The sequence below is a fragment of the Tumebacillus sp. BK434 genome (genome assembly GCF_004340785.1).
Lineage (GTDB): Bacteria > Bacillota > Bacilli > Tumebacillales > Tumebacillaceae > Tumebacillus_A.
The window spans coordinates 73,906-87,768 of record NZ_SLXS01000010.1; the positions used below are offsets into that span (position 1 = coordinate 73,906).

Annotated in this window: 13 protein-coding genes; 11 read left to right on the forward strand and 2 right to left on the reverse strand. The window is 58.6% G+C overall.

Annotated features, from left to right (window positions below; translation table 11 throughout):
• Nucleotides 1-114: 114 nt before the first annotated feature.
• Entirely contained in the window at nucleotides 115-1,356 is a 1,242-nt protein-coding gene (locus EV586_RS18590) for a nucleotidyltransferase (protein ID WP_132946578.1), read from the reverse strand.
• 111 nt (nucleotides 1,357-1,467) lie between these two features.
• Between EV586_RS18590 and EV586_RS18595 the strand changes: the two genes are divergently transcribed.
• The 10 genes from EV586_RS18595 to rnc all read left to right on the forward strand — a co-directional run bounded on the left by EV586_RS18595 (nucleotide 1,468) and on the right by rnc (nucleotide 9,076).
• Nucleotides 1,468-1,995 (forward strand): YceD family protein, encoded by a 528-nt coding sequence (locus EV586_RS18595; RefSeq protein ID WP_165898703.1) that lies wholly within the window; start codon nucleotides 1,468-1,470, stop codon nucleotides 1,993-1,995.
• A 35-nt stretch (nucleotides 1,996-2,030) separates the two neighbouring features.
• The gene (gene rpmF, locus EV586_RS18600) at nucleotides 2,031-2,207 is read left to right on the forward strand and encodes a 50S ribosomal protein L32 (RefSeq protein ID WP_087457762.1); all 177 of its coding nucleotides are present in this window, start codon (nucleotides 2,031-2,033) and stop codon (nucleotides 2,205-2,207) included.
• 194 nt (nucleotides 2,208-2,401) lie between these two features.
• Entirely contained in the window at nucleotides 2,402-2,953 is a 552-nt protein-coding gene (gene fapR, locus EV586_RS18605; protein ID WP_132946580.1) for a transcription factor FapR, read from the forward strand.
• Between the two features lie 30 nt (nucleotides 2,954-2,983).
• Nucleotides 2,984-3,988 (forward strand): phosphate acyltransferase PlsX, encoded by a 1,005-nt coding sequence (plsX, locus tag EV586_RS18610; protein WP_132946581.1) that lies wholly within the window; start codon nucleotides 2,984-2,986, stop codon nucleotides 3,986-3,988.
• Nucleotides 3,985-4,971, forward strand: a complete 987-nt coding sequence (locus EV586_RS18615) for a beta-ketoacyl-ACP synthase III (RefSeq protein WP_132946582.1) — start codon at nucleotides 3,985-3,987, stop codon at nucleotides 4,969-4,971. Before plsX ends, EV586_RS18615 begins: the two co-directional genes overlap by 4 nt.
• Before the next feature lie 26 nt (nucleotides 4,972-4,997).
• Entirely contained in the window at nucleotides 4,998-5,954 is a 957-nt protein-coding gene (gene fabD / locus EV586_RS18620; protein ID WP_132946583.1) for an ACP S-malonyltransferase, read from the forward strand.
• Nucleotides 5,948-6,688 (forward strand): 3-oxoacyl-[acyl-carrier-protein] reductase, encoded by a 741-nt coding sequence (gene fabG, locus EV586_RS18625; protein WP_132946584.1) that lies wholly within the window; start codon nucleotides 5,948-5,950, stop codon nucleotides 6,686-6,688. Before fabD ends, fabG begins: the two co-directional genes overlap by 7 nt.
• A gap of 41 nt (nucleotides 6,689-6,729) precedes the next feature.
• Nucleotides 6,730-6,966: an acyl carrier protein gene (acpP, locus tag EV586_RS18630; protein WP_087457768.1), complete on the forward strand. Its 237-nt coding sequence runs from the start codon at nucleotides 6,730-6,732 to the stop codon at nucleotides 6,964-6,966.
• Nucleotides 6,967-7,066: 100 nt separating this feature from the next.
• Entirely contained in the window at nucleotides 7,067-8,308 is a 1,242-nt protein-coding gene (fabF, locus tag EV586_RS18635; RefSeq protein ID WP_132946585.1) for a beta-ketoacyl-ACP synthase II, read from the forward strand.
• 69 nt (nucleotides 8,309-8,377) lie between these two features.
• Entirely contained in the window at nucleotides 8,378-9,076 is a 699-nt protein-coding gene (gene rnc, locus EV586_RS18640; RefSeq protein ID WP_132946586.1) for a ribonuclease III, read from the forward strand.
• A gap of 63 nt (nucleotides 9,077-9,139) precedes the next feature.
• Here the strand turns inward: rnc and EV586_RS18645 are convergent, their stop codons facing one another.
• Nucleotides 9,140-9,838, reverse strand: coding sequence for a type II toxin-antitoxin system PemK/MazF family toxin (locus EV586_RS18645; RefSeq protein WP_165898704.1), 699 nt, complete (start codon nucleotides 9,836-9,838; stop codon nucleotides 9,140-9,142).
• A gap of 449 nt (nucleotides 9,839-10,287) precedes the next feature.
• Between EV586_RS18645 and smc the strand changes: the two genes are divergently transcribed.
• Nucleotides 10,288-13,860, forward strand: coding sequence for a chromosome segregation protein SMC (gene smc / locus EV586_RS18650; RefSeq protein WP_132946588.1), 3,573 nt, complete (start codon nucleotides 10,288-10,290; stop codon nucleotides 13,858-13,860).
• The last annotated feature ends 3 nt before the right edge of the window (nucleotides 13,861-13,863 follow it).

Here is a 13,863-nt window from a genome sequence, read left to right on the forward strand (position 1 = left end):
AATACGTGGACACGAAAAACGTCTCTCCGGCGCCGGAGAGACGTTTTTGTTTGCTCGAACAGCAAGCTGCCGATGGCGAACGTGACGAAAGTGGGTGGCTGCTGCACCGCGCCGTTACCGCGTTGCCGATTGCGGTGCTTCGATCAGCACCGGGCGGGTGATGTCCCACAGTTCCGCACCCGGCTGCCGAGTCGGATACCCTTGTGCATAGAGGCGTGAGGCGCGCAGGTCGAACTCGAGCATCTTCGGTTTTTCCTTCGGCAATTTGGTCAGAATAGGAACACTGGCGCGGCTTGACGCCGCTTTCAGCACCGCTTGTCCACGCAGGGTGAAGCCGAGCACGCGGATGTAGGAAGGGCCGTCGTGCACAGCGAGCGCTTCCTGCTCGCTGCGGGTCAGCCCGAGCAGAACCTGGGTCAGCGCCCGCTGAATCTTCGTCCACGTGTAGCGCTTGGTCTTGGTGAGCCGGATCAGCTCCTGCACCGTAGCGGCCCGCAGAGCGGCTTCCAGCAACCTGTGCTCCAGCCCCTCGTCGACCCCGACATACTCGCGGAGCTGTTCGGGCGTGGCGCGGTGCAGGAGCGTAAACAGCGCCTGGTGGTAGTTCTCCCACGACAGCGGCCCGCGCCCGGCTGCAAACTCTTCCTGCAGCACCCGGTAGGAGAGGGCAGGGAGCAGATTTTCCGCCGTCTCGATCCCCGTCTCAAACGTCGCTTTGCGAATCGCAGTCGCCGATGCGATCGAGGGATGGGTGATCGTCTGCTGGTTGTAGCCCGCAGCGATGCGGGTGATCGTCGCGGGTTCGATCCGGCTGCCGAGCTTCCGGAGCGCGGCGAGATATTCGAGCCCGAGCATGTTGTTTGGCATCTTGGCCAATGCGGAGTCGATCAAGGGGTCAAGGTCTGCATAGCGGGCCAGCGCGTCGGAAGCGGCGCGGGGGTATGAATGCCCCTTTTGCAGCTCTTCGCGCAAAAAAGTTTTGAAAAGCGGCGGTTCTTCAACTAAAATGTTACTAAGCGCTTGCAGCGACCGGATGTCGCCGCTTTCGCTGCCGAAGCAGACGCTGTCGACCACACCGAGGCGGTCGAGCACCCCGATCGACCCGAGAGCGAACAGCGCGGCACTCTGCGCCGAATACGCGGCAGGCAGCTCCAGCACGAGGTCTGCGCCTTGTAACAGCGCCATTTTCGTGCGGGCCCACTTGTTGACGAGCGCCGGCTCCCCGCGCTGCAGAAAGTGGCCGCTCATCACGGCGACGATCGCATCGGCTTCTGTGGCAGCCCGTGATTGTTCAAGATGATACAGGTGTCCGTTGTGCATCGGATTGTATTCCACGACGACGCCGGTGACTTTCATGGGAACTCCTCCCAACAGCCGTAATATTCGTCATTATAGCAAGCATGAACTTTATTGACAATTTGCCAATCACTAGATATAATGAACTCTGTTGCTTACGAGGTGATATCGTTGAAACTGAGTTGGCGTGAATTGCGAGAGCGATCCGAAGGCGTTACATTGCAAGAAACGGTTGAACTGCCGAACCTCGTCAAAGAGAATCGTCAATTGATCAAGCTTGAGCCCGTCCGTGCAGTGCTGCATGGAACGGAGGCATCCGCTGTCGCACTCCTGCAGGGCAGCCTGCAGAGCAAGGCAACGTATCGCTGCTCACGCTGTCTGACCGATTTTTCCGAGGATTTGCATGTGCCATTTGACGAGCATTTCATGCAAGTGACGGAGGACAAGCTTTCCGCGGAGGAAGGTACTGATTACGACGATGACCGCAATCTTATCGTCGGTGAACAGTTCGATCTTGTGCCTTATCTCGAGCAGGCGATCAATCTCGCTCTGCCGTATCGTCCACTTTGCAATCAGGATTGCGCTGGATTGTGTCCGCAGTGCGGCGTCAACCTCAATGAGGCGAGTTGTTCTTGTCAAACAGAACGAATCGACCCTCGGTTGGCAGATCTGGCTAAATTTTTTGAAAAAGATTCTTAAGCTTTCTTTTTTCTCTGTTAAGGAGGTGGATCCAAATGGCAGTACCGCAAAGACGTACCTCGAAGACCCGCAAGCGCATGCGTCGCACCCACTTCAAGATCTCGGTTCCGGGTATGGTGGAATGCCCGCAGTGCCATGAAATGAAACTGGCTCATCGCATCTGCAAAAACTGCGGCTCTTACAAAGGTCGTACCGTTGTAGAGGCTGAATAATTACGCCCATAAAGGCAAGCGCTGCAGTTTTGGCGCTTGCTTTTTACGTTATTCTCGACAAAACTTCTCCCGAAAGCGACAAAAAAATGAGTTGTGGAAGCTGTCCTTTTTTTATATACTTCTAATAGCACTAGGTACTAAGAGCGAGTAAACATCGCAGACATCTCCTAATGGCTAGGGGGATTCGAGGAGATATGGCAGCGCGTAATAAACGGCAGCGGCAACAGGAGTTGACAGCTTTGATCGACTCGGAGCCGTTCCTGACAGATGAAGAGCTAGCCGACCGGTTTGAAGTGAGCGTGCAGACGATTCGCCTCGACCGGCTTGCCCTTGGGATCCCGGAACTGCGCGAACGGATCAAAGCGGTGGCTGAGCAGAATTATTCAGAAGTGCGGTCGCTGGAAAGCTCAGAAGTGATCGGAGAGCTGATCGAACTCGACCTGAACGCTTTGGCGATCTCGATCCTCGAGATCGGCCCGGAGCACGTGTTCACCCGCACCAAGATCGCCCGCGGACATCATTTGTTCGCACAGGCCAATTCGCTGGCGGTGGGCATCATCAATGCTGAGACGGTGTTGACCGGTTCGGCGGAAGTCCGCTACAAGCGCCCGGTAAAACTGGGCGAACGTCTGGTCTGCAAAGCGGTGGTCAAAGACCTGCGCGGCGAACGCGCTCATGTGGATGTGACGACAAAAGTTCGCGACGACATCGTGTTCGAAGGGCAGTTTGTCGTCTTTAAGATGTAGCACCAGAGGCAGAGAACGGGGGAGAAACCTGTGAGAATAGCGATTGATGCCATGGGCGGCGACAACGCACCGCAGGCGATCGTAGCAGGATCGCTCGACGCGGCGCGCGCCTATCCCGATATCACGCTGGTTTTGGTCGGCGACGAAGCGCAGATTAAGCAGCATGCGGGAGCGAACCTCCCGGTCAATCTTGAAATTGTACATACTACAGAAGTGATCGATGCGGAAGACGAGCCGGTGAAAGCGGTACGCCGCAAGAAGGACTCCTCGATGGTGGTCGCAGCGCGGATGGTCAAAGAGGGTCTCGCGGACGGCATGGTCTCGGCCGGCAACACCGGCGCTTTGATGACGGCAGGGCTGTTGATCGTCGGCCGCGTCAAAGGCATCGAGCGTCCGGCATTGGCATCGATCTGGCCGACGATGGGCGGCAACTCGATGCTTACGCTCGACGTCGGCGCGAACATGGATGCGGAAGCCAATCATCTCTACCAGTACGCGCTGATGGCCAACGCCTATGCACAGATCGTTCTGGAGCGTCCCAAGCCGCGCATCGGCCTGCTGAACATCGGTGCTGAGCCTGGCAAAGGCGACAAGCTGCGCAAAGAGGCGTATCCGTTGCTGGAGTCCGGTCCGTTCTATTTTGTCGGCAATATCGAGGCGCGCGAGGCGCTGAACGACAAATGTGACGTGCTGGTCGCCGACGGCTTCACCGGCAACAACATGCTGAAGCTGATCGAAGGCTTCGGCCTCGGCATCTTCGGCGAATTGAAAAAGATGTTTATGAAGAGCGCGATGACCAAGCTGGCCGCTGTGGTGCTGAAGCCGGGGCTCACCGCTTTCAAGAATAAATTCGACTACGCCGAATACGGCGGAGCGCCGCTGCTCGGCATCGACGGCGCGGTGATCAAAGCGCACGGGTCGTCCAACCCCCGCGCGTTCCGCATGGCGATTCACCAGGCCCGCGCGTTCCTCAAAGGGGACGTGCTCGGCAAGATCCGCACCGATCTGGCGGAAGGAGGAGAACAGACATCATGAGCAAAATTTCGGTCGGCATTTTAGGCACAGGTTCGGCAGTGCCGGACAACGTGGTCACCAATGAAGACATGGCGCAGCGCGTCGAGACGAATGACGAATGGATTCGCACCCGCACCGGGATTCGCGAACGCCGTTTTGCAGACGAAAACACCGCTTCCTCCGATCTCGCCTTCCTCGCCGCACAGCGTGCGATGGAAGCGGCAGGCGTGACGGCTGAAGACATCGGCATGGTGATCTGTGCGACAGTCACCCCCGACATGATGTTCCCGGCGACGGCGTGTCTCGTTCAGGATCGCCTCGGCGCGAAAAACGCGGCGGCGTTCGACTTGTCGGCCGGCTGCAGCGGTTTTCTTTACGGTCTGTCGGTCGCAGTGCCGATGATTCAGACTGGCATGTATAAGCATGTCCTCGTCATCGGCGTGGAGACTCTGTCGCGGATCATGGACTTTGAAGACCGCAGCACCTGCGTGCTGTTCGGCGACGGCGCAGGCGCAGTCGTTCTCGGACCGACCACCGAAGGGCGCGGTTTCCTGTCCTTCGAGATGGGCGCGGACGGCTCTGGCGGCAACCTGCTGAAGCAGGAAGCGGGCGGCTCGCGCAACCCGGCGACGCAGGAGACGGTGCTGGCGCGCAAACACTTCATCTCGATGGCGGGCAACGAAGTGTTCAAATTCGCTGTGCGCATCCTCGGCTCCGCTTCCGAAGCGGCGCTGAAGAAGGCGGGACTCAGCAAAGAGGACATCGACTATCTGATTCCGCATCAAGCGAACACGCGCATCATCGATTCGGCGATCAAGCGCCTCGAACTGTCGGAGGAAAAGGTGTACGTCAACCTCGACCGCTACGGCAACATGTCGTCGGCGTCGATTCCGGTCGCGCTCGACGAAGCGGTGCGCGCAGGCAAGATCAAAGAGAACGACACGCTGGTGCTCGTCGGGTTCGGCGCAGGTCTGACCTGGGGCGCAACCGTGCTGAAATGGTAAGCAACGGCTGAAGGAGTGAAGACATCATGACAGGCAAACTGGCATTTTTATTCCCGGGCCAAGGCGCGCAAGTCGTCGGTATGGGCAAGGAGATGGCCGAGCAATATCCGGCAGCTGCCGAGGTGTTCAAACGAGCGGACGAAGCGCTGGGCTTCTCCCTGTCGGAGATCATCTGGAACGGACCGGAAGATCAGCTGCGTCTGACTTACTACACACAGCCCGCGATCTTGACCACCTCGATCGCCTTTCTGGAAGTGTTGAAGGCGGAAGGGATCGCGCCGGCCGCAACTGCCGGCCACTCGCTCGGCGAATATTCGGCGCTGGTCGCCGCCGGTGCAATGAAGTTTGAAGATGCGGTGCGCGTGGTGCATGCCCGCGGCAAATTCATGGACGAAGCCGTTCCGGCAGGGCTCGGTGCGATGAGCGCCGTGATGGGCGTCGACCGCGAACAGCTCGCTGCGATCTGCCGTGAAGTGTCCGTAACGCACGGACCGGTCGAACTGGCCAACGTCAACTCGCCGGGCCAAGTGGTGATCTCCGGCAAGGCGGAAGCGGTCGAAGAGGCCGGACGCGTGCTGAAAGAGAACAAAGGCAAGGTCACCCCGCTCGTCGTCAGCGGTCCGTTCCACTCTTCGCTGATGCAGCCGGCTGCCGACAAGCTCGCCGCAGTCCTGCAAAACATCGAGATCGAGGATGCGGCAGTTCCGGTCATCGCCAACGTCACGGCAGCTCCGGTGCAGACGGCGGCGGAGATCCGCAACGCGCTGACCCGTCAGGTGTCGTCGTCGGTGCTGTGGGAAGACAGCGTGCTGGCGATGCGAAACGAGCTGGGTATCGAAACGTTTGTTGAGATCGGTCCGGGCAAAGTGCTGACCGGTCTGCTCAAGCGGATCGACAAGACCGCCAAAGGGCTGTTGATCAACAGCCCGGATACATATGCAGCCACGGTGGCTGCGCTGAAAGGGGAACCGGCCGAATGTTAAGCGGAAAAACAGCACTGGTCACCGGCGGTTCGCGCGGGATCGGCCGTGCGATCTGTCTGGAACTGGCCAAGCAGGGCGCGAAAGTCGTCGTGAACTACGCAGGCAGCGCAGGCGCGGCACAGGAAACGGTAGAAATGATCCAAAGCCTCGGCGGTGAAGCGATCGCCGTGCAAGGCGACGTCGCTTCCTACGAGGACGCGGAAAAGATGGTGGCGGCGACACTCGAAACGTTTGGCCGCATCGACATCCTCGTCAACAATGCCGGCATCACCCGCGACAACCTGCTGATGCGCATGAAAGAAGAAGAGTGGGATGCGGTGATCAACACCAACCTGAAAGGCGTGTTCAACTGCACCAAAGCGGCGACACGCCCGATGATGAAGCAGCGTGTGGGCCGCATCATCAACATCACCTCGGTGGTCGGCCAGATCGGCAACCCGGGCCAGGCGAACTACGTGTCCGCCAAGGCCGGCGTGATCGGTCTGACCAAGTCGAACGCCAAGGAGCTCGCCTCGCGCAACATCACCGTCAATGCGATCGCTCCGGGCTATATCGAGACGGAGATGACCGAGAAGCTCGGCGAGGACATCAAGTCCAAGCTGTTCGAAGCGATTCCGCTCGGCCGCATGGGCAAGCCGGAAGACATCGCGCACCTCGTGTCCTTCCTGGCCTCCGACAATGCGTCGTACATCACCGGCCAGATCATGAATGTGGACGGCGGCATGGTCATGTAGCCATCCGCATGATAGAATTTGCTTGAGAGGAGGTGAACAGCATGTCCGCAGATATCTTTGCAAAAGTAAAAACCATCATCGTAGACCGACTGGGTGTCGAAGAAGATCAAGTAAAGCTTGAAGCCTCTTTCAAAGAAGACCTCGGTGCCGACTCTCTTGATGTTGTTGAGTTGGTGATGGAACTCGAAGATGAGTTCGATATGGAAATCTCTGACGAAGACGCAGAGAAAATCAACACCGTAGGTGACGTAGTATCCTACATCACTTCGAATAAGTAAGGTTTACTTACTGGAGTGGGGAAGTCCCGCGACGTATTCCGCCCGGGACTTCCTTTTCTCTATGTGCAGGCAAACTCTAAAAAAGAGAAGGTGAATCTGCGTGAAACGACGTGTAGTGATCACCGGTATGGGAGTTATCAGCCCGGTAGGCAATGACGTAGATACTTTCTGGAACAACTTGACCGCAGGAAAATCGGGAATCCGGACCATCGACCGCTTTGACACCACCGGTTTCGCCACCACGATTGCTGGTCAGGTCGATTTCAATCCGGAAGACTTTATCGATAAAAAAGAAGCGCGCCGCATGGACCGCTTCGTCCAATACGCTGTAGCGTCTGCTCATCAGGCGATGCAGCAAGCCGATTTGAAGATTACGCCGGAAAATGCGGAGCGCATTGGCGTTTACATAGGGTCTGGCATCGGCGGATTGGAAACCCTCTGCGAGCAGCACTCCACGCTGGTCGAAAAAGGGCCGCGCCGCGTGTCTCCGTTCTTCGTGCCGATGATGATCGGCGATATGGCATCCGGTCAGGTCTCGATCCTGCTCGGCGCCAAAGGGCCGAACTCCTCGCCGATCTCGGCGTGCGCGACCGGCACCAACGCGATCGGCGATGCGTCGAAGATCATCGAGCGCGGCGCAGCCGACGTGATGATCACCGGCGGTTCGGAAGCGGCGGTGCTGCCGCTGACGGTGGCCGGCTTCAACTCGGCCAAAGCGATGTCGACCGGTTTTAACGACACGCCGGAAAAAGCGTCCCGTCCGTTTGACAAAGACCGTGACGGATTCGTCCTCGGCGAAGGCAGCGGCGTCCTGGTGCTCGAAGAGCTGGAGCACGCGAAAAAGCGCGGCGCCACCATCCTCGCAGAGGTCGTCGGCTACGGCATGAGCGGTGACGCTTACCACATCACCGCACCGGCTCCGGAAGGCGAAGGCGCGGCGCGCGCGATGAAAGAAGCGCTTCGCGATGCCGGCATCGAGCCGAGCGCGATCGGCTACATCAACGCGCACGGCACCTCGACCGGTTATAACGACCTGTACGAGACCCAAGCGGTAAAGACCGCATTTGGCGATCATGCGTACAAGCTGGCGATGTCCTCGACCAAGTCGATGACCGGCCATCTGCTCGGCGCTGCCGGCGCGATCGAAGCGGTCGCCTGTGTGTATGCGCTGCGCGAAGGCCTGTTGCCGCCGACGATCAATCTCGACGAGCCGGGTGAAAACTGTGACCTCGACTATGTGCCGAACGAAGCGCGGAAGGCGGACGTGGAATACGTCATGTCCAATTCTCTTGGCTTCGGCGGGCATAATGCGTCGATCATTCTTAAAAAATATAGAGACTAGGTCTTTCTCCCTGGCAGTTTGAACTCCTCAAGCTGCCAGGGTATCTCCTTTTCTACGGGCAGGTGAAACATGGTGACGGGTGGTTCCTTCGAACAATTTTTGCAACAACTCGATATTCAATTTAGCAACAAAAAGCTGCTCAAGCAGTCGTTTACACATGCGTCGTATCGCAACGAGCACCGCACAGAAGGCGGGCAGGACAACGAGCGGCTGGAGTTTCTCGGCGACGCCGTGCTTGAGCTGTTGGTCAGTGAATACCTGTTTCTCAAATATCCCAAGCTTCCGGAAGGCGAGTTGACGCGCCTGCGCGCAGCGATCGTCTGCGAGCCGTCTTTGGTGCGTTTTGCCACCAAGCTGGAGTTCGACCGCTACATCCGCCTCGGGCGCGGGGAAGAGATCTCCGGCGGGCGCAAGCGCCCGGCGCTCTTGGCTGACGTGTTTGAAGCGTTCGTCGGCGCGTACTACCTCGACCAGGGTTTGCAGGCGGTCAAAGATTTCCTGCACAAGTATGTGTTTCCGGAGATTCATAGCGTCGGCACTCCGCTCTTGCAAGACTACAAGACATCCCTGCAGGAATACGTGCAGCGTGAAGGGCTGGGACAGCTGTCCTACCAGATCCTCGAAGAGCGCGGCCCGGCGCACAATCGCGAATTTGTGGCGATGGCGATGCTGGACCAGCGTTCGATGGGCGAAGGGGTCGGACGTTCGAAGAAAGAAGCGGAGCAGCGAGCAGCACAGATGACGATGATGATGCTCGGCAAAATCTGAGCAAGGCTTCCTGTAGTGATCAGGGCCGATGCCATGCGGGGGATTTGGTCGCTGGAGGAAGCCTTATACAAGAGATTCTGCTTCCCGCAGGCGCGCGATTTCGCGGTGGAGCGTTTCGTTTTCCAAGGCGAGCTGTTCAAGTTCAAGGCGGTTTTTTTGCAGATCTCGATAAAGACCTGGCGCAAAATAGCGGGCGATCAGCTCGTCGACAGCGTCCAGGTCTTTTTTGTCGATGATGATCGGCTCCAGCCGATCCAGTTCTTCTTGGGTGAGGTAGCCGTCATGTTGGCTTTTGGAGAAAAAATAGCCGAGGACGCGCCGTTTGTCGATCACTTTGACCGCATCGAGCTGCAAGGTGGAAGGGGTGTCAAACGGGTAGTGCAGGGGAAGGTCGTAGTGGAGGGTGACCGGGTCGCCGTACTTCTTCGAGGTCATCGGGGCGACGAACGCCCAGTTCCGCCCTTCGCAGAGGATCAGGCAGGGGTGGCGGTACGAAGTTTCCGAACCGATGTTAAAGGCGCCGAGGTCGGCATAGACGATGCGCCCGCGCTTGTAGCGGGTGTGGTTCTCCGCATACTGGTTGCGCTCCAGCCAAAACTCACTCCATAGCACCAGCGGGATGCTGCGCCGCAGCGGCGACTCGCTCAAAAACAGGACGAGGCGGCCGACCGCTTTCATCATCTCAGGGAACAGGCCCAGCATCCGTGCCGAACTGTCCGGGTGGGAGCGGTAAGACTCCAAAAGCTGTTTCTTGTTGATCATCTGGGGGAAGCTCCTTCGGGGAAAAGTGGGGGGACTTGCGAAGTGTTGTAACGAGTCCCATTTTTCCACATCTCCGTTTAAGCCGTCAAGATGCATTTGCAAAAAAAGACCGCCGCTTATAAGTTCTGAGCGGCGGGAAAAGGTGGGAAGGTACCTATTGAATTTGCTTTCTGTTCCGTTTTAGAGAACAGATTGCAAAGAGCTGGCGCGGTATTTTTCAAATTGCACATCTACAGGGTGCAGTGTAATCATTTTGACCAGTTTGACGATCACCTTTTTCATGGCGATAGCGCCTCCTCGTTTGGGTGGTTTGCCTTACATCTTTATCCTAACCGAGGAGTTTTAAGCCAGTGTGAACGCGGGGTGAAGTTTCAAGAGCGTCCCACAACGATCAAGTGTATGGTAAAATAGAAAGGTTGAAAGTCGATTCATCACGGAGGGGAAATAGGTTGTATCTGAAGCGAATAGAAGCCATCGGATTCAAGTCGTTCGCAGATCGCACGGAGCTTGAATTTGTTCCCGGCGTCACCGCCGTTGTCGGTCCGAACGGCAGCGGCAAATCGAACGTCTCCGATGCGATCCGCTGGGTGCTCGGGGAACAGAGCGCCAAGAGCCTGCGCGGGGCCAAGATGGAAGATGTCATCTTTGCCGGTTCCGATACCCGCAAGCCGGTCAACTATTGCGAAGTGTCCCTGACGCTCGACAACAGTCAGCACGAGCTCGACTTGGCATTTAACGAAGTGGTGATCACGCGGCGCGTCTACCGCTCGGGTGATTCAGAATATATGATCAACAAACAATCCTGCCGCCTCAAAGACATCACCGAGCTGTTCATGGACACCGGGCTTGGCAAAGAGGCGTATTCGGTGATCGGACAAGGCCGGATCGACGAGATCTTGTCCAACAAATCGGAAGACCGCCGCACCATTTTCGAAGAGGCGGCCGGCATCGTCAAATACAAAAGCCGCAAGAAAGAAGCGGAGAAGAAGCTCGACGAGACGACCGCCAATCTGATCCGCATCGGCGACGTGATCGGCGAGCTTGAGGTGCAGATCGAACCGATGGCAGAGCAGGCCGAAGTAGCGCAAAAAGCCAAAGCGTTCAAAAAGCAGCTCGAACGCTACGAAGTCGCCCTCTACGTCCACGAGATCGAAGATCTGCACGGCAAATGGACGCAAGGCAACACCGACGGCCAGGCGCTGGCAGCGGAGCACCTCGACCAGTCTGCCCGCGTCAGCAAGCAGGAAGCCGATTACGAGAAGATCCGCTGGGAGCTGAACCGGCTCGAAGCAGATCTGGAACAGGCGCAGGCGGCGCTCGTCGAAGTGGTGCAGGAGTTCGAAAAGGCGGAAGGCCGCCGCGAAGTGCTGCTGGAGCGCGAACGCAACTTGCTCGCCACGATCGGCGACATCGAAAACACGCTCGCCAAGCTTGGCCGCGAACAGGAGACGACCCGTGACCTGCACCGCGCTGAAACGGACAAGGCGGCCGGGCTTTTGAGCACGATCCAGTCGCTGCGCCGGGAGCTGGAGCAAAAGCTCAACCTCGCCAAAGGCATCCTCGACAAAGTCGGCAGCGAAAATGAAGTTGAGCGTCTGAAAAGCGACCTGATCGAACGATTGAACGACAGCGCCTCCAAGCGCAATGAGCTCAAGAACATCGACGCGACGCTCGAAGGACTTCAGCGGCGCATCGTCCGCCAAAGCGAAGAGGAAGCAGAGCTGAAAAGCCGCGTCCAAGCATTCCGCGAGACGATGTCTGACGTACAAAAGGCAAGGGAAGAAGAAGCTGCGCAAGAGACGGTCACCGCCGCACGCGTGCAAGCTTTGCGCGCGAAGATTCAGCAGGAGTCGCAAGATCAGGAGAAGCGTACCAACATCCTGCGCACCTGGCAGACCGAACACGCGTCCGCCCGTTCGCGCTATGAGCTGTTGCGCGACATGGAAGCACAGTACGGCGGCTACCAGGGCGGCGTGCGCAACATCCTGCAGGCGGCACAGAAAGGCAGTGTAAACGGGATCAACGGCGCGGTGGCCGAGCTGATGCAAGTGCCCCGCGAGCTGGAGCAGGCGATGGAGACGGCGCTGGGCGGGGCGATGCAAAACGTCGTCGTCGACAGCGAGCAGGCCGGCCGCGACGCGATCCGCTTCCTCAAGCAATCGGGCGGCGGACGGGCGACGTTCATGCCGCGCGACGTGATGAAAGGCCGCAGCCTCGGCCGCTCGGAGCGGATGGCGGTGGAAGGTCACAGCGGCTATGTCGGCATCGCGTCGGAGCTGGTCGCCACCGACGCCAAATACCAGAACATCATCGACAACCTGCTCGGCGCGGTCGTAGTCGCCAAAACGATCGCCGACGCCAACGCCTTGGCACGGCTCCTGCAGTACCGCGTGCGCGTCGTCACGCTCGATGGCGATGTCGTCAACCCGGGCGGCTCGATGAGCGGCGGTTCTGTGCAGAAGAAAGGCACCTCGCTGCTCGGCAGGACCCGCGAGATCGAAGAGATGGAAGAAAAGATCGCGGGGATGGAGAAGAAGATTGCGGACGCCGAGACTGTATTCCGGCAAAAAGAGCAAGAATTGGTAACAGCCAAAACGGAGCTCGGCAAGCTGAGCGGACAGGTCGACACGCACCGCGACACGCTGTACCGCCAAGATTCGCAGCTCCGCGAGCTGACGATCCAGCAAAGCGGTGTCGAAGAGCGCCTCGAGCTCGTACTGCTCGAGCTGGAACAATACCGTTTGGAAGCGAAAGACAACAAAGCGAAAAAAGAGCAGGTGCAAGCTGAACTGCTGCGCTTGGACGGTGAAGCGGCCGCGCTGCAGCAGACGGTCGACGAGAAGCAGCATGCGCGGAAAGAACAGCAGTCGGCGATGAACGACGCCAACGAGGAAGTGACCGAATTCAAAGTCCGCCTCGCCGCCGTCGAACAGGAGCACCAGGGCGTGCTCGTGAACCTCGAACGCCTGCAGGTCCGCCTTGACGAACTGCAGGCGGAAGCGCAGGGCAAAGACGCCGAGCTGACCGAGGCCGGGCTGCGCTTGCAGGAGATCAAACGAGAGCTGGCGAGCGCCGTCTCCCTGCTCACCAACTTTGAAGGGCACCGCCGGGCAGCGGAAGACAAGCTCGACCTGTTGCGCCAGACCAAGCAGGAGCTGTCCGGCCAAGCGGGGGCGCTCGAGCAGCAACTGCGCGAAGCCCGCCTCGCGCTGAAAGCGATCGAAGGCAAAGTGCACACCAACGAAGTCAAGGTCAACCGCCTCGACGTGGAGCTGAACAACGCCTTGACCAAGCTCGCCGAAGAGTACCACATCTCCTATGAGCTGGCCAAAGAGCGCTATCCGATGCCGGAGGAGCTCGAAGCGACCCGGCAACGCGTCCGCACGCTGCGCCATGAGATCGAGCAGCTTGGCGACGTGAACTTTGGAGCGATTGAAGAGCACGCCCGGATGCAGGATCGCTTAGGGTTCCTGACCGAGCAGCGCGACGACCTGGTCAAGGCGGTCGAGCAGCTCTATGAAGTGATCGGCGAGATCAACGCCGAGATGTCGAAGCGCTTCCAAGAGACTTTCGATGCGATCCGCCTCCATTTTGTCGACGTGTTTGTCGCGCTCTTTGGCGGCGGGCGCGCCGACCTGACCTTGACCGACCCGGAGTCGATGCTGACCACCGGCATCGAAGTGCTGGCCCAGCCGCCGGGCAAGAAGCTGCAGAATCTGAACCTGCTCTCCGGCGGCGAGCGGGCACTGACGGCGCTGGCGCTCCTGTTTGCGATCCTGCGCGTCAAGCCGGTGCCGTTCTGCGTGCTCGACGAGGTCGAAGCGGCGCTCGACGATGCCAACGTGGCCCGCTACTCCCAGTACCTGCGCGAGTTTTCCAAACAGACGCAGTTTATCGTCATCACTCACCGCAAAGGCACGATGGAAGGCGCCGATGTCCTCTATGGCATCACGATGCAGGAGTCGGGCATCTCAAAAGTCGTCTCGGTGCGTCTCGTAGAAAATGAGATCGAAGCTGTCTAAAAA